The sequence below is a fragment of the Serinicoccus profundi genome (genome assembly GCF_008001015.1).
Taxonomy (GTDB): domain Bacteria; phylum Actinomycetota; class Actinomycetes; order Actinomycetales; family Dermatophilaceae; genus Ornithinicoccus; species Ornithinicoccus profundi.
In genome coordinates, this window is the sequence record NZ_CP042862.1 from 598,286 (window position 1) to 613,151 (window position 14,866).

Annotated in this window: 13 protein-coding genes; 6 read left to right on the forward strand and 7 right to left on the reverse strand. The window is 73.5% G+C overall.

Translation table 11 applies throughout. The annotated features are described in order from the left end of the window. Positions 1 to 78: 78 nt before the first annotated feature. Positions 79 to 960, reverse strand: coding sequence for an SIS domain-containing protein (locus tag FA582_RS02830; protein ID WP_010148128.1), 882 nt, complete (start codon positions 958 to 960; stop codon positions 79 to 81). Then, on the reverse strand, positions 957 to 1,967 hold the full coding sequence (locus FA582_RS02835; RefSeq protein WP_033229089.1) for a Gfo/Idh/MocA family protein: 1,011 nt from the start codon (positions 1,965 to 1,967) through the stop codon (positions 957 to 959). The genes FA582_RS02830 and FA582_RS02835 overlap by 4 nt, the downstream gene beginning before the upstream one ends. 128 nt (positions 1,968 to 2,095) lie before the next feature. Here FA582_RS02835 and FA582_RS02840 point away from each other — a divergent pair, with 128 nt between their 5' ends. Then, positions 2,096 to 2,881, forward strand: coding sequence for a DeoR/GlpR family DNA-binding transcription regulator (locus tag FA582_RS02840; RefSeq protein ID WP_010148126.1), 786 nt, complete (start codon positions 2,096 to 2,098; stop codon positions 2,879 to 2,881). A gap of 8 nt (positions 2,882 to 2,889) precedes the next feature. Here FA582_RS02840 and FA582_RS02845 read toward each other — a convergent pair whose 3' ends face one another. Next, a complete protein-coding gene (locus tag FA582_RS02845) occupies positions 2,890 to 3,981 on the reverse strand; it encodes an ABC transporter ATP-binding protein (RefSeq protein ID WP_010148125.1) in 1,092 nt (363 codons plus the stop codon). Between the two features lie 71 nt (positions 3,982 to 4,052). Here FA582_RS02845 and FA582_RS02850 point away from each other — a divergent pair, with 71 nt between their 5' ends. From FA582_RS02850 to FA582_RS02865, 4 genes are all read left to right on the forward strand, one after another. After that, entirely contained in the window at positions 4,053 to 4,397 is a 345-nt protein-coding gene (locus FA582_RS02850; RefSeq protein ID WP_010148124.1) for a UBP-type zinc finger domain-containing protein, read from the forward strand. A gap of 54 nt (positions 4,398 to 4,451) precedes the next feature. Next, positions 4,452 to 5,720: an MFS transporter gene (locus FA582_RS02855; RefSeq protein ID WP_010148123.1), complete on the forward strand. Its 1,269-nt coding sequence runs from the start codon at positions 4,452 to 4,454 to the stop codon at positions 5,718 to 5,720. Between the two features lie 71 nt (positions 5,721 to 5,791). Beyond that, positions 5,792 to 9,367 carry a DUF4011 domain-containing protein gene (locus FA582_RS02860; RefSeq protein ID WP_010148122.1) on the forward strand — a complete coding sequence of 1,192 codons (3,576 nt, stop codon included), beginning with the start codon at positions 5,792 to 5,794 and terminating at the stop codon, positions 9,365 to 9,367. A 1-nt stretch (position 9,368) separates the two neighbouring features. Then, the gene (locus FA582_RS02865; RefSeq protein ID WP_010148120.1) at positions 9,369 to 9,629 is read left to right on the forward strand and encodes a hypothetical protein; all 261 of its coding nucleotides are present in this window, start codon (positions 9,369 to 9,371) and stop codon (positions 9,627 to 9,629) included. Positions 9,630 to 9,731: 102 nt separating this feature from the next. Here the strand turns inward: FA582_RS02865 and mscL are convergent, their stop codons facing one another. The 3 genes from mscL to FA582_RS02880 all read right to left on the reverse strand — a co-directional run bounded on the left by mscL (position 9,732) and on the right by FA582_RS02880 (position 11,432). Next, the gene (mscL, locus tag FA582_RS02870) at positions 9,732 to 10,139 is read right to left on the reverse strand and encodes a large conductance mechanosensitive channel protein MscL (RefSeq protein ID WP_010148119.1); all 408 of its coding nucleotides are present in this window, start codon (positions 10,137 to 10,139) and stop codon (positions 9,732 to 9,734) included. A gap of 160 nt (positions 10,140 to 10,299) precedes the next feature. After that, positions 10,300 to 10,866 (reverse strand): SAF domain-containing protein, encoded by a 567-nt coding sequence (locus FA582_RS02875; RefSeq protein WP_010148118.1) that lies wholly within the window; start codon positions 10,864 to 10,866, stop codon positions 10,300 to 10,302. Positions 10,867 to 10,982: 116 nt separating this feature from the next. Then, a complete protein-coding gene (locus FA582_RS02880) occupies positions 10,983 to 11,432 on the reverse strand; it encodes an FmdB family zinc ribbon protein (protein ID WP_141567657.1) in 450 nt (149 codons plus the stop codon). 60 nt (positions 11,433 to 11,492) lie between these two features. On the opposite strand from FA582_RS02880, the gene FA582_RS02885 reads away from it, so the two are divergent. Then, positions 11,493 to 14,177 (forward strand): penicillin acylase family protein, encoded by a 2,685-nt coding sequence (locus tag FA582_RS02885; RefSeq protein WP_010148116.1) that lies wholly within the window; start codon positions 11,493 to 11,495, stop codon positions 14,175 to 14,177. A gap of 48 nt (positions 14,178 to 14,225) precedes the next feature. Here the strand turns inward: FA582_RS02885 and FA582_RS02890 are convergent, their stop codons facing one another. Next, a complete protein-coding gene (locus tag FA582_RS02890; RefSeq protein WP_010148115.1) occupies positions 14,226 to 14,855 on the reverse strand; it encodes a 5-formyltetrahydrofolate cyclo-ligase in 630 nt (209 codons plus the stop codon). Positions 14,856 to 14,866: the final 11 nt, after the last annotated feature.

Consider the following 14,866-nt stretch of genomic DNA (forward strand, 5'->3'; position numbering starts at 1 on the left):
GCGGCCGACGCGAAGGACGGCTGGTGGCTGAGGGCCCTCAGCCACCAGCCGAGGCTTCGAAGACGAGGGCTGCCTGGCTCAGACCCCGTCGAGGACGACGGCGCGGGTGAGGTGACGGGGGCGGTCGGCGTCGAGCCCGCGACGCTCGGCGAGCGCGACGGCGAGGCGTTGGGCGACGACGAGCCCGGCGAGCGGATCCAGGTCGTGGTGCACCCAGGTCGCGCCGGTCGCCGCCACCTCGCCCTCCAGGTCGTCGGGACCTGCCCCGAGCGACCACACGAGGCGTCCGGGCTGGGCGATGGCGATCGGTCCGTGGCGGTAATCCATCGCCGGGTAGGACTCGGCCCAGAACTGCGCGGCCTCCCGCGTCTTCAGCGCCGCCTCGTGCGCCAGCCCGATGGTCCACCCGGACCCCAGGAAGGTCACCTGGTCGGCGTCGAGATAGGGCTGCAGGTCCACCTCGAGAGCGCGGGACGCGTCCCGAGCCGCCTCGACGAGGGATTCGCCCAGGTGGGCCCGGAGCAGAGCCAGGGTCGAGGTCGCGAAGCGGGTCTGGACCACCGAGCGTTCGTCGGCGAAGGGCAGCACGACCCCCTCGTCGGCCGCAGCCAGGGCGGGGCCGTCGGGTGCCGCGGTGATGACCGTCCGCGGGGTGCCCTCGAAGGCCTCCAGGAGTCGCACCACCTCCGTCGTGGTCCCCGACCGGGTGATGGCGACGACGCGGTCGAACTCACGGTGCGGCGGTACCTCGGAGGCGGTGAACGCCTCCGTGCGGCCCTGGCCGGCGACCTGTCGGAGCGCGGCATACGCCATGGCCATGAACCACGACGTCCCGCAGCCGACGACGGCGACCGTCTCGCCGGCCTGGGGGAGCCCAGGGCCTCCGGCGCTGCCGATCTCCGCCGCGCGGGACCAGCACGCGGGCTGGCTCTCGATCTCCTCGTGCACGTAGGTGCTCATCGGGCCACCTGCTGTCCCAGGCCGGACCAGGCGAGCGGCTCGCCGAGGCCGGCGGGGACCGGCGGGACCACGACCGGTCGTCCGCCGTCGCGCAGCGACTCAGTGGCGGCACATCCGGCCGCCACGGCCTGGCGGGCGGCGAGCGGTGAGGTCAGGGTCGGGGCCCCGGTGGTGACGTGCTGGACGAACTCCGCGAGCAGCCGGGGGTCGGCACCACCGTGCCCGCCTGTCTCCTCCGGCACCGTCACGGTGAGGTCGGCGTCGTCCCGGTAGCCGCTGCGACGCGAGTTCCACGCCTTGATCTGGGCGCCGGCGGAGTCGCCGAAGTTCTCCAGCCGGCCGTGGGTGCCGATGACGGTGTAGTTGCGCCAGTAGTCGGGGCTGAAGTGGCACTGCTGGTAGGAGGCCAGCACCCCGTTGTCGAGCTCCATCGTCATCATCGAGATGTCCTCGACGTCGACCGTGTCGTTGAGCCCGGTCAGGGTGTGCGGCGGCCACCGGCTCGGGTCGAACCACTCCATCATCGTGGCGTCCCCCTGGCCGCCGCGGTCGGTGATATCTCCGTAGACGGCCAGCGTCCCGAGCGCGCTGGTGCGAGCGGTATACCCCCCGGCCAGCCAGTGGATGACGTCGATGTCGTGCGCCCCCTTCTGCAGCAGCAGGCTCGTGGTGCGTCGACGGTCGGCGTGCCAGTCCTTGAAGGAGAAGTCGCCGCCGTGGCCGACGAAGTGGCGGCACCAGACGGCCTTCACCTCACCGATCGCGCCCTGGTGGATGAGGTCCCGCATCGCGGTGATGACCGGCATGTGCCGCATGTTGTGGCCGACGTAGACCGGCGTGCCCGAGTCGTGGGCGGCCTGCAGGACGCGGTCGCACCCGGCGGTCGTGATCGCCAGCGGCTTGTCGACGAAGACGGGTATGCCTGCCCCGAGGAAGTCCACCGCGAGCGCCTCGTGCGTGTCGTCCGGGGTCGTGAGCACCAGGCCGATCCGAAGTGATGTCGTCATGGGGAGTCCTCTTCCTCGGCGCGGTGGGCCCGCGCGGTGTCGGTGATCGGTTTTGTGTATTTTGGCGGAATGAAGTGCATGCGGATGTGTGTTTTGGTGGGCTGGTCGACGCTGGCCGGAGGTGGCGCATGTCCCGGCACCAGCGCCTGAACGAGATCCTCGCGATGCTCTCGACCGAGGGCCGCCTCGACGTGGAGCAGGCCGCCGAGGCGCTCGGCGTCTCCACCGCGACGGTGCGCCGCGACTTCGACCACCTGGCCCAGCAGCAGCTCATCACCCGGACGCACGGCGGAGCGGTGTCCACGAGCAGCTCCTACGACCTGCCGCTGCAGTACAAGATCGCCCGTCAGGCCAAGGAGAAGCAGCGCATCGCGGCGATGGCGGCGGCCATGGTGCGGCCGGGTGACACCGTGGCGCTCAACGGTGGCACGACGACCAACGAGGTGGCGCGGGCCATCGCCAGCCGCGCCGACCTGGCGCAGGGCGGCACACCGGCGGTGACGGTCGTCACCAACGCCCTCAACATCGCCACCGAGCTGGCCGTCCGGCCGCACGTCAAGATCGTCGTCATCGGCGGGACGGTGCGCCCGCAGTCCTACGAGGTCTTCGGCCCGCTCGCCATGCCCCTCATCGGCCAGCTCAACGTCGACATCGCCTTCCTCGGGGTCGACGCGGTCAGCGCCCGGCACGGCGCGTCCGCCCACAACGAGGGGGAGGCCAGCACCAACCGCGCCCTGGCGGCCCAGGCCTCGAAGGTCGTCGTCGTGGCGGACGCCACCAAGGTCGGGCAGCGGGCGTTCGCCCGCATCTGCGGCGCCGATGAGGTCGACACCCTCGTGACCGACGCCGCACCGCAGGAGCAGGAGCTGCGCGGCTTCGAGGAGGGCGGGGTCGAGGTCGCCGTCGCTGGCTGACGCGGCGCTCACGAGATCACCCGGAGCTCGCCGGCGGACCGGGTGCTCACTGAGTCGGCGAAGTGACAGGCGGCGGTATGCCCCGAGGAGATCTCGTGCGGGGGCGGGGTCTCCTGGCAGGCCTCGACGGCCAACGGGCACCGGGTGCGGAAGCGGCAGCCCGAGGGTGGGTCGATGGGGGAGGGCGGGTCCCCCTCGACGAGGGGCGCGGACCGCTGCTCCCCGCCATACCTCAGCTCGGGGGCGGCCGCGAGCAGCGACCGGGTGTAGGGGTGCGCGGTGCGGGTGTAGACCGGCTCGCAGTCACCGAGCTCGACCACCCGCCCGAGGTACATCGTGGCGACCCGGTCGGCGATGTGCCGGACCACCTGGAGGTCGTGCGCGACGAAGACGTAGCTCAGCCCCAGCTCGGCCTGGAGGTCCTTGAGCAGGTTCACCACCTGGGCGCGGACCGAGACGTCGAGCGCCGAGACGGGCTCGTCGCAGACGAGCAGGCTCGGGTTGAGGGCGATGCCCCGGGCGATGCCGATGCGCTGCTGCTGCCCGCCGGAGAACTCGTGCGGGTAGCGCTGCGCGTGCTCGGGCCGCAGGCCGACCAGCTCGAGCAGCTCCTTGACCCGGCGCTCGTGCTGGGCGCGGGGCACGAGGTCGCGGTGGATGACCAGGGGCTCGGCGACGATCTGGCCGACGGTCTGGCGCGGGTCCAGCGCGCTGAACGGGTCCTGGAAGATCAGCTGGATGTGTCGCGCCATCTCCCGTCGCTCGGAGCGGGAGGCCGACGCCAGGTCGTGGCCGCGGAAGATCACCTGGCCCTCGGTGGGCCGCTCCAGCCCGGTCATCACCCGGGCCAGCGTCGACTTGCCGCATCCGGACTCGCCGATGACCCCGAGGGTCTCGCCACGCCGGACCGACAGATCGACCCCGTCCAGGGCCTGGACGACCCGTCGTGGCCCGAGGGGCAGCGGGCGGTGCACGGGGTAGTGCTTGGTCACGCCCTGCAGCCCGGTGCTCTCGCCGGCGTCGTCGAACGAGCAGGAGCTGGTGACCAGATCGACGGCGATCAGGGCACCCAACGTGCCGGTGCGGTGTGCGTGGGACATGCATCCTCCAGGACTGTCTGCCAGGGGCCGCGTCCTCCGGACGAGTTGAGACCCACCTCCGAGAGGACGCCATGAGCACCGAAGCGATCGATCCGACCGTCCCGCCGAGCGGCACCGGCTGCGTGGAGTGCCTCGAGGGCGGCGGATGGTGGGTGCACCTGCGCCGCTGCGCCGCCTGCGGCCACGTCGGGTGCTGCGACAGCTCCCCGGCCCAGCACGCGACCGAGCACTCCACGAGCGCCGGGCACCCGGTCGTGCAGAGCTTCGAGCCGGGGGAGGACTGGTTCTGGGACTACGAGAAGGCCACCGGGGTGCTGGGGCCGCAGCTCGCCGCCCCGACGAGCCGCCCGGAGGACCAGCCGGTGCCGGGCCCGGCCGGGTCGGTGCCCCCGAACTGGCGCTCCCAGCTGCACTGAGCCCCGCGTCGGGACGGCGGACCGCATCACGGGCGCTGCTGCGATAGTGCTCGCATGACGGATGCCGCCCCCGCGCCCGACACCACCGCGGTGCAGTCGCGCACCGTCCTGACCCTCATGGGCAGCCAGACCCTCGGCGGGATCGGGGTGGCCAGCGGCATCGCCGTGGGCGCCATCGTCGCCGCCGACGTGAGCGGACGCGACGCGCTCTCGGGTCTCGCGACGACCACGCAGGTGCTGGGCGGGGCGCTGTTCACCATCCCGGTCGCCGCGCTCATGGGCCGCCATGGTCGTCGCCTCGGGCTCGCGACGGCCTACCTCATCGGTGGCGTCGGCGCCGCGCTCGCGATCGCCGCCACGACCCTCGGTGCCTTCTGGCTGCTGCTCGTCGGCACCACGCTGTTCGGGGCCTCGACCACCGCCAACAGCCAGGCGAGGTATGCCGCGACCGACCTCGCCGTGCCCGAGCGCCGCGGGCGGCAGCTGAGCTGGGTGGTGTGGGCCACGACCATCGGGTCGGTCCTCGGGCCCAACATGGTCGGCCCGGGCAGGGCGGTGGCGGAGGTGCTGGGGCTGCCACCGCTCGCAGGGGCGTGGGTCTTCTCCTTCCTCGGGTTCGTCCTCGCGGCCGTGCTGCTGCACGTGGCGCTGCGGCCCGACCCCTTGCTCACCGCCCGCCGACTCGCCGGCGTGGACACCGACGTGCCCGCCGGTCGGCAGGGCAACGTCGCCGACGGCCTGCGCCTCATCCGAGCCACCCCGACGGCACTCTGGGGCACCGCCGTGGTCACGGTCGGGCACGTCGTCATGGTCTCCGTCATGGTCATGACACCGCTGCACATGCGGCACGGGCAGGCCGAGATCGAGCTCATCGGGCTGGTCATCAGCCTGCACATCCTCGGGATGTACGGCCTGGCGCCCGTCACCGGTCAGCTCACAGACCGACTGGGGCCGCGCCCCGTCGCGCTCCTCGGGGTCGGACTCCTCGTGCTGGCCTGCGCGCTGGCCGCCCTCAGTCACGACGGCTTCTCCGGCGGCCTCACGGTGGCGCTCTTCCTCCTCGGGCTGGGCTGGTCGTGCACCTTCGTCGCGGGCTCGGGGACCGTGGCGGGCTCGGTGCCGGTCGGCCAGCGGGCCTCCGTGCAGGGCGCTGCGGACCTGGTCATGGGCCTGACCGCGGCCCTCGGGGGCGCGCTCGCCGGGGTGGTCATGGACGTCTTCGGGTATGCCGTGCTGTGCGCGGTCGCGGCCCTCGCCGCGGTGACGCTCGCGGCATACACCCTGCTGCGGGAGGACCACGAACGACGCCCCGTCGGGGTGTAGACCGCCGGACGAGAGCCGGGTGAGGTGTGGCGGAGGACGGCGAGGTGTCCGGGAGTCGTTAGCCTGGGCCGGTGAGCTCGCTGCGTCCCCCCCACACCCTCGACGAGGCCCGCGTCGAGGCCGTCCAGCGCGCCCGGACGCGCTGGCGGCACGAGGTCGCCGAGCTCGGTGGGGCCAACACCCTGCTGTGGCACCGCACCTCCCTCACCGGGACCTTCGACCTCAACCTGGCGCACCCGGGGGGTGTCGCCAAGCTGCTGTCGGGGCGGCCGACCCCGTTGTCGGACCTCGTCCGGGAGCAGGTGGCCTTCACCGACGCCGCGCGCCGGCTCGGCGGCATCCGCGACAAGGTCACCGAGATGCGCCGCGAGCACGGCCTGGAGACGAGCTTCCTCGCGATCGGGCTGGCGACCTGGACCCTGCACCGCGTGCCGGTGCCGCCGAGGGCTCCCGTGCTGCTGCGCGCCTGCACGATCACGCCCACCGACGCCGCGCACTCCGACTTCGTCCTCGAGCTGCACGAGGACGTCGTCTTCAACCCCGTGCTCGAGCACTACCTGCGCAGCGAGGCCCACCTGCAGCCCGACCCGGCGCTGCTCGCGGGGCTGTCCTCGCAGAGCCACGGCTTCGACCCACGGCTGACCTACCGTGCGCTGGAGGACATCTGCGTGGAGATGGCCGGCTTCGCCATCGGCCCGCAGATGGTCATCAGCACCTTCCCCTGGGCCAAGCTGCCGCTGGTCACGTCCTACACCGGCGACCCCGAGCCGCTGGCCGCCCACGACGTCGTCGCGGCGATGGCCGGCGCCGACGTGCAGCAGGAGGTGAGCGAGCCCGACCCGGAGCGCGCCGAGGACCCGGCCCGCGAGCTGAGCGCCCTGGACGCCGACGCCTCCCAGCGCCTCGTCGTCGACGAGGTGTCGCACGGCGGCAACATCGTCCTCGACACGCCCTCGGGGACCGGCGCCACGCAGACGATCGCCAACATCGTCGTCGGCGCGCTGTCCGAGGGGCGCACGGTCATGGTCTGCTCGGAGGACCGCGCGTCGCTGCAGGCGCTGCGCCGGCGCCTCGAGCACGTCGGCCTGGGTGATCTGTGCCTGCACCTGGCCGAGGACCCCGCGTCGATGCGCCGCACCCTGGCCGGCGTGCGGCATACCCTCGACCACCTGCCCGACGAGGAGGAGCCGGACCTCGGTCCCGACCCCCTGCCGGCGCGCGCCGACGCCCTCTCGGTGCTGCGGCGCGAGCAGGAGGTGCTGCACCGCGAGCACGCGCCCTGGGCGCTGACGCTGGCCCGGACCGAGGACGACCTGTCCGCACTCGCGACGCTGGATCAGCCGCCCGCCTCCCGGGTCCGGCTGCCCCTCGACGTCCTCACCGAGCTCACCGACGACGAGCTCTCCGAGGTCACCGACGCGCTCATCGAGGCGGCCGACTGCGGCGCCTGGTCGGCGGCGCGCACCGAGGACCCGTGGTATGCCGCCCGCCTGGCCAGCGAGGACGACGCCGCCCGCGCGACCGAGATCGTGGGACGCCTCGTGGCGGGGGAGTTCAGCACCGCCCGCGAGCAGGCGGACGCCGTGTGCCGCGCCGCCGGTATGCCGGTGCCGGCCACCCTGGCGCAGTGGTCCCACCGGCTGGGCCTCATCGCCCGGGCGAGCGACACCCTCGACCACTTCTCGCCGGGGATCTACGACGCCCCGCTCGACGACATGGTCGCCGCCACCGCCGACCGTGACGCCGTGGCGCAGCGCCCCGGAGCCGTCGCCCGCGCGCGGCTGCGCCGACAGGTCCGCCAGCAGCTGCGGCCCGGCACGCCCCCGCCGGACCTCGCGCACCGGGTCCGGATGGCCCGTGACGAGCGTCGCGAGTGGGAGGAGGTCGCGGGCAAGGCCGCTCGCCCCACGGCCCCGGAGGGCTGGGAGGAGGCGCTCACCGCGCACACCCCCCTCGGGGAGGACCTGGCCTGGTTGGAGCAGGTGCTGACCGGCACCTCCGCCGGTCACGAGCTCTCCACCACCCATCTCGACACCGTGCTCGAGCGGCTCGTGCGCCTCGACGCGCGCTCGGAGCGCGCCGCCGTGGCGGCGCAGGCCCACCCCCTGCTCGCGCCGCTGCGCGAGCGCGGCCTCGGCGAGCTCGTCGACGACCTCGCCCGACGCGGCGTGCCCGCCGACCGGGTCGCCCCCGAGGTGCGCTTCGTGCACCGCAGCTCGGTGCTCGACCACCTGACCTCCGACGCGGTGCCGCAGCAGGTCGGTGGCGAGGCGGTCCGGGAGGCCGAACGCTCCTTCCGTGCCGCCGACCGCGCCCACCTGCACCGCAACGCGCTGCGGGCCCGCCGCGCCGCGCTGCGGCGACTGCGGCGCACCCTGGCCGGTCATGCCTCACAGCTCGGCGCCTGGCAGCGTGCGCTGGAGGCCAGCCGGGTGGGGGCGGTGGACTCACGCGACATCATCAGCCGAGCACCGGACGTCGTCCTCGCCGCGGCGCCGGTGATCCTCGCGAGCCCGCTCGCCGTCCCGGCCGTCCTGCCGCCGGACCTCACCGTCGACCTCGTCGTCATCGACCGCGCCGGCCGCACCACCACGGCCCGGTCGGCACCGGCCCTGGCCCGCGGGCGCCAGGTGCTCGTCGTCGGCGACAGCGGCGGCCCCGGGCCGCGTGACTTCTCCGTCGTCGCCGACCCCCGCGCCGATCCAATCCCGGACGGCACGGCGACGTCGTCCCTGCTGCGGGACGCCTCCGCGGTGCTCCCCGTCCGGCACCTGACGGTCCACTACCGCGCCCTCGACCAGGGCCTCGTCGCACCGCTGGCTCCGCTCATGCCCCGCCCGGTCCACTCCTTCCCGGGCGTCGAGCGTGGCCCTAGCGTGCGCGAGCACGTCGTCGTGGGACACGTGAGCGCGCAGGTCGAGGCTGCCGTGCGACTCGTCCTCCGGCACGCCCGCTCCGGCCCCGAGAGCCTTCTGCTGGTCACCGACGACGACGCGGGGGCCGAGGACGCCGGCATCGCGCTGCGCGAGGCCATGGGAGAAGGGCGACTGCCCGCCTCGCTCTCCGACGACGAGCAGGACAGCGAGGCCTTCCTCGTGTTGCCCGTCCACCGGGTCGCCGGGCATACGCGGGACCGCGTCGTCTGGCTGGGGTCGCCCGAGAGCGTCGCCCGACCCGAGAGCGCCGGGGCGGTGCTCGCTGCGGCGCGCCGCAGCGTGGACCTCGTCACCGCGACTCCCGTCGACAGCTGGCCCGACAGCCCCGACCACGGGGCGCACCTCGTGCGTCGCGCGCTCGTCGCGGATGTCGAGGAGCACGGGCACGGCTCGGCGGTCCTCGCCGAGCTCGTGCGCCGCCTGCGCTCGGAGGGCCTGGAGGTCAAGCAGGGTGTGGGCCACGGCCCGCACGCGATCGATCTCGCCGTGGTGGCCGAGGACGACGAGACGAGGTATGCCGTGGCCGTCGACGGTGACGTCCAGACCGGCGCGACGAGCCTGCCGGGCCGTGATGACGTGCGGCTCCGCCACGAGCAGCTCACCCGCATGGGCTGGGCGCCGGTCAAGGTCCGGACGACGGATGTGTTCACCGACCCGGCCCGCGAGGTCGCGCGGGTCCTGCACGCCCTGCGCGAGCAGCCGCGGCGCTGACGTGGACGCGGCGAGCGGCGCGACCCACGGTGCGGGCAGCGACGCGGAGCAGACCGGTGGGCCGGGGGCGCAGGGCGCGGCGCCGGTGCGGCGGTCGACCCGCAGGCGGGTCGTGGCGCCGCCGACCAACCCCGCGGCGGACCAGTCGGATGACGTCCCTGCCCCGGCCCGTCGCGCCGGTGACCACCAGCGCCGCGCCCCGGTCCGGCTCGACCCACGGGACAGCTGGATCCTCGAGCAGCGCCCGCCCCACTGGGACTGAGCGACCACCTCACGCACCGCACGACATAAGGACCCCGGCACGGTGATCCGTGCCGGGGTCCTGCTGCGTGCCGGCGGTGTCCCGCCGGGGTGTCACCTCAGGTCAGAGGGTGCCGTCCGCCCGCCGCTGCGCCAGCAGGTCGCGGATCTCGCGGAGGGTGGCCACCTCGTCGGTGACGGCGACCTCCTCGACGACCTTGTGGCGGTTGATGCGCTCGGTGACCTTGTTCATCGGGGCGACGATGACGAAGTACACGACGGCCGCGGTGAGCAGGAAGACGATGAGCGCGTTGATGATCGCCGCGAAGTCCATGTAGGTCGCGTCGTTGCCGCTGATGATGTGGAAGCCGAGGCCCGACGCCTCCGCGCCACCCACGGCGTTGAGCAGCGGGGTGATGACGCTGGAGACGATGGTGTCGACGACGGCGGCGAAGGCCGAGCCGATGACGACCGCGACGGCCAGCTCGACCACGTTGCCGCGCATGATGAAGTCCTTGAAGCCGCTGAGCATGGCTCCTCCTTTCTGTCCGCGCAGGGCAGGGGAGTATGCGCGGTGTGATGGTTGGTTGTGGGCCCCTCGTCGTGCCGCTCCCCTGGGGCCAACCACGAAGTATAGACACATCCGGGTGGGGGGTTCACCCCTTCGGGGGAGTCCGCCACGGTGAGGTGACTCACCGGTCACCCTGTGGGGGGCGCACCGCCACGAGCATCGCGGCCCCGAGCGGGTCGGCACCGCGAGCGGCCGCGAGGCCCGCCGCGGTGTCCTCCTCGACCGCCAGCCACAGCCCCGGCTGGTCGCCGGTGCGGGCCTGCAGGACCAACGCCTGCCGGGCCACCACGGCGCCGTCGACCGGTGAGTGGACGTCCACCTCGTCGCCGGCGCCGGTGGCCTCGGCCACGGCCGCATCGGCCAGCGGCACGAAGACCGCCACGGCGTCGTCGACCCCCGCCAGCAGTCCGGAGGTCCGCAGGTCGGCCCTCGTGAGGGCCTCTCCCTGCTGCAGCGGCACGGCCAGGTGGGCGGAGCCGGTGGGGGCGGTCTCCAGGGCCCCGGCGGGCAGGGCGTCCGGGGGGAGGTGCCGCAGCTCGGTGTCGCCGGGTCCGAGGGGCGTCCCGACGGGCAGCAGCCGGGTCGCGACGACGACAGGGACGTCCTCGGGCCGGGGCTGGGAGAGCACGAGGTGCAGCCCACCGCCGACGACGACGGCGGCCAGGGCGGCGGCGAGCCAGCGTCGCACGGAGGCATGACTGAGCCGACGCACCGCGCGCGGACGCCGTCGGGGGCTGTCGGATCGTGGAGGAGGTCGTCTCACCCCACCGACGCTAGGGCCGGCGACCCCGGCTCAGCCAGGGCTCAGGAGGAGCCTGTGGAGGACGAGCCGGACCCGCGCGAGGATGTGGACGACGATGCGGAGCTGCCGGTGCCGCCCGTCGAGGTCGACCCGCTCGAGCCGGACCCACCCGAGCCGGACCCACCCGAGGTCGAGGTCCCGGAGGTGACGGAGCCCGAGGCCCCGGAGCCGCTCGAGCCGGAGCTCCCCGTGTCGGACCCGCCCTTGTCGCCGCCCGAGCCGGAGCCGCCGGAGCTGCCCGAGCCGCCCGAACCCCCCGAGGAGGAGCTGCCCGATCCCCGGGAGTCGGTGCGGTAGAAACCCGACCCCTTGAAGACGACCCCGACCGCGCTGAAGACCTTGCGCAGCCGACCCTCGCACTCGGGGCATACCGTCATCGCGTCGTCGGTGAAGGCCTGCTGGATGTCGAAGGCGTGACCGCAGTCCTTGCAGGCATATGAATACGTGGGCACGAGGCCGGATTCTACGTCGCCTCCCACCCGGCCCGTGCACCGTCACCTAGGCTGGGAGCCGTGTCCCGCCCCCTCTGGCAGCGTCTGGCCGTGCCGATCGCCGCGATCCTCGTGGTCGTGGTGGTCGCGACCGCGGTCATCGGGGTGGGTCTGACCCGGCGGGGTTTTCCCCAGGTCTCGGGGGAGCTGGAGGTGGCCGGTCTGAGCGGTGAGGTCGAGGTGATCCGCGACGACCTCGGCGTCCCGCACATCTACGCCGACACCGCCGAGGACCTCTTCCGGGCCCAGGGCTTCGTCGCCGCGCAGGACCGCTTCTTCCAGATGGACCTGCGCCGTCACATCGTCAGCGGTCGTCTCTCCGAGCTCGTCGGGGAGGGCGGGCTGGAGACCGACACGGTCATCCGCACGCTGGGGTGGCGGCGGGTCGCCGAGCAGGAGCTCTCCCTGCTCTCCCCGGAGGCGCGGACCTACCTGTCCGCCTACGCCGCCGGCGTCAACGCCTACATCGACAGCCGTGGTGGCCCCTCGGCCATGGGGGTCGAGTACCCCCTCCTCGCCTCGAGCGCCCCCGGTTACACCGTGCGGCCGTGGGACGAGGTGGACTCCCTGGCCTGGCTCAAGGCGATGGCCTGGGACCTGCGTGGCAACTACGCGGACGAGCTGGCCCGGGGGCGCCTCGTCGGCCAGGTCTCCCTCGACCAGCTCGACGCGCTCTACCCCGACTACCCCTTCGACGAGCACCCGCCCATCCTCGACCGGAGCGAGTGGACGGCGCCGACGCCGCCTCCCGCGGGGGTCACGGACAGCCGGGGCGGCACCCGCGGCACGCTCCTCGCGCCGGTGCCCGGGCAGACGGACGCGGCCGACCTCGCCGGGCTGGGGGAGCCCGTCGCGCCGGACGGTCCGACGTCGGACGAGACGCACCAGTGGATGGCCGGGTCGGCGCAGGGGGCCTTCGACGACACGAGCACGGTCCTCGCGGCGGTGCCCGAGCTCATGGGTCACGGTGAGGGCATCGGCTCCAACTCCTGGGTCGTCTCCGGCGAGCACACCGCCTCCGGTATGCCGTTGCTCGCCAACGACCCGCACCTCGCGATCTCCCAGCCCGGGATCTGGATGCAGAGCGGTCTGCACTGCCGGGAGCTGAGCGAGGAGTGCCCCTTCGACGTCACGGGGTTCACCTTCGCCGGCTTCCCCGGCGTGGTCATCGGGCACAACCAGTCGATCGCCTGGGGCTTCACCAACCTCGACCCGGACGTCACCGACTTCTACCTCGAGGACACCGTGGAGGACACGGTGCTGCGCGAGGACGACTACGTCCCGATGGACGTGCGCACCGAGACGATCCGCGTCGCCGGGGGCGACGACGTGGAGATCGACGTGCGCGAGACCTCGCACGGCCCCATCGTCTCCGACGTGCTCGAGGAGGTCGGGCGCATGGGCGACAACGGCCCGCTCGACGGCGTCCACACCTCCCGGGACTTCGAGGTGGCGCTGCGCTGGACCGGGCTGGAGCCCTCGCGCACCGCCGAGGCCGTCTTCGCGCTCAACGCCGCGACCGACTGGGAGGAGTTCCAGGGGGCTGCCGAGCTCTTCGCGGTCCCCTCGCAGAACCTGCTGTATGCCGACACCGAGGGCAACATCGGCTACCAGGCCCCGGGCCTGGTGCCCATCCGCCGCAGCTCCACCCACGCGACCCCGCCGGGGTTCTACCCCGCGCCGGGCTGGGAGGAGCAGTACGCCTGGCAGGGGTGGGTCGACTTCGAGGACCTCCCCTCGTCCTACAACCCCGAGGACGGCATCGTCGTCGCGGCCAACCAGGCCGTCGTCCGCGGCTCGACGCCCTTCCTCACGACCGAGTACGACAAGGGCTACCGCTCCACCCGCATCCTCGACCTGCTCCAGGAACGGCTCGGGGAAGGGCCGCTCACCAGCGCCGACATGAGCGAGATCCAGCTCGACGACACGAGCACCTTCGCCCTCGATGTCGTGCCCTACCTCACCGACGTCGAGCTGGACGGCGCGTTCTACACCGAGCCGCAGGACCTCCTCCAGGACTGGGACGGCAGTTCGCCGGCGCAGGGGGAGCAGGCCGCCGCGGCGGCCTACTTCTACGCGGTCTACGACAACCTGCTCGAGGCCGTCTTCGACGACGAGCTGCCCCCCGATCTCGGCGCGACCGGCAACTCCCGCTCGATGCAGATCATGGCCGAGCTCATGGCCTCCCCGGAGAGCGTCTGGTGGGACGACCAGCGCACACCGGGTGTCATCGAGTCACGTGACGAGGTGCTGCGCAGCGCGCTCGTCGACGCGCGCCTGGACCTCACGCGGCAGATCTCCAAGGACCCCGGCGACTGGAGCTGGGGCCAGTTGCACCGTGCGCACCTGCGGCACCAGGTGCTCGGTGAGGAGGGGGTGCCCGCCCTCGTGCAGGGGATCGTCAACCGCGGGCCCTACCCCGTCGCGGGCAGCAGTGCCATGGTCAACGCCATGAACTGGGACGCCAGCACCGGCAGCTTCGACGTCTCCTCGGCGCCCTCGATGCGGATGGTCGTCGACCTCGCCGACCTGGACGCCTCCACCTGGGTCAACCAGACCGGCACCTCGGGACACCCCTTCCACGCCAACTACGACGACCAGACGCAGGCCTGGCTCGAGGGGCGCACCTATCCGTGGGCCTTCACCCGCGCCGCCGTGGAGGAGGCGGGCGTCCAGACCCTCATCCTGCAGCCCGAGGAGGGCTGAGCGACCCGACCGCACCCGCTGCGGGCGCCCCGCGGTGTCGGGCAGTGCTCACTCGACGGGGACGGCGCATACCCCGCTCGTCGGACGCAGCACCGCGTCGACGACGACGTCGTGCCCGGCCGCCGGCACCTGCGGCACCACCTCGTGGTCGTGCAGGACGATGACGACCGGCGCCCCGGCGGAGAGCGTCCGCAGCGTGGGCAGCACGGTGTCGTAGTAGCCCCCGCCCTGGCCGAGCCGCACGCCGTCCCGCGACACCGCCAGGCCCGGCACGAAGGCGAGATCCACGCCCCCCAGGGCGACCTCCCCGAGGGGGGACCGGTCCGGATCCTCCAGGTCGGCCCAGTCGAGCCGGGGTCGTTCGAGGGTGAGCGGCACCAGCACCCTGACCCCCGCCGCGCGCAGCGCCGCGGTCAGCCCGTCGACCGGTGGCTCGGTGCGCATCGGCTCGTAGGCCGTGACCGTCATCCCGGCGACGTCAGCCCGGCCCCGGCTCGCGGCATACTGTCGCAGGTGCTCGAGGCCGGCGGTTCCCAGGGCGTGCGCGACACCGGCGCGCGCCTCCGGTGGCCAGCCGTCGACCAGCTCGCGGCGGGCGGCGCGGACGAGCGTCCGCCAGCTCGCCTTGTCGGCGGCGACGTCGCCGCTGGGACGGTATGCGGGCAGCGGGTGACTCATGCCGCCCGATT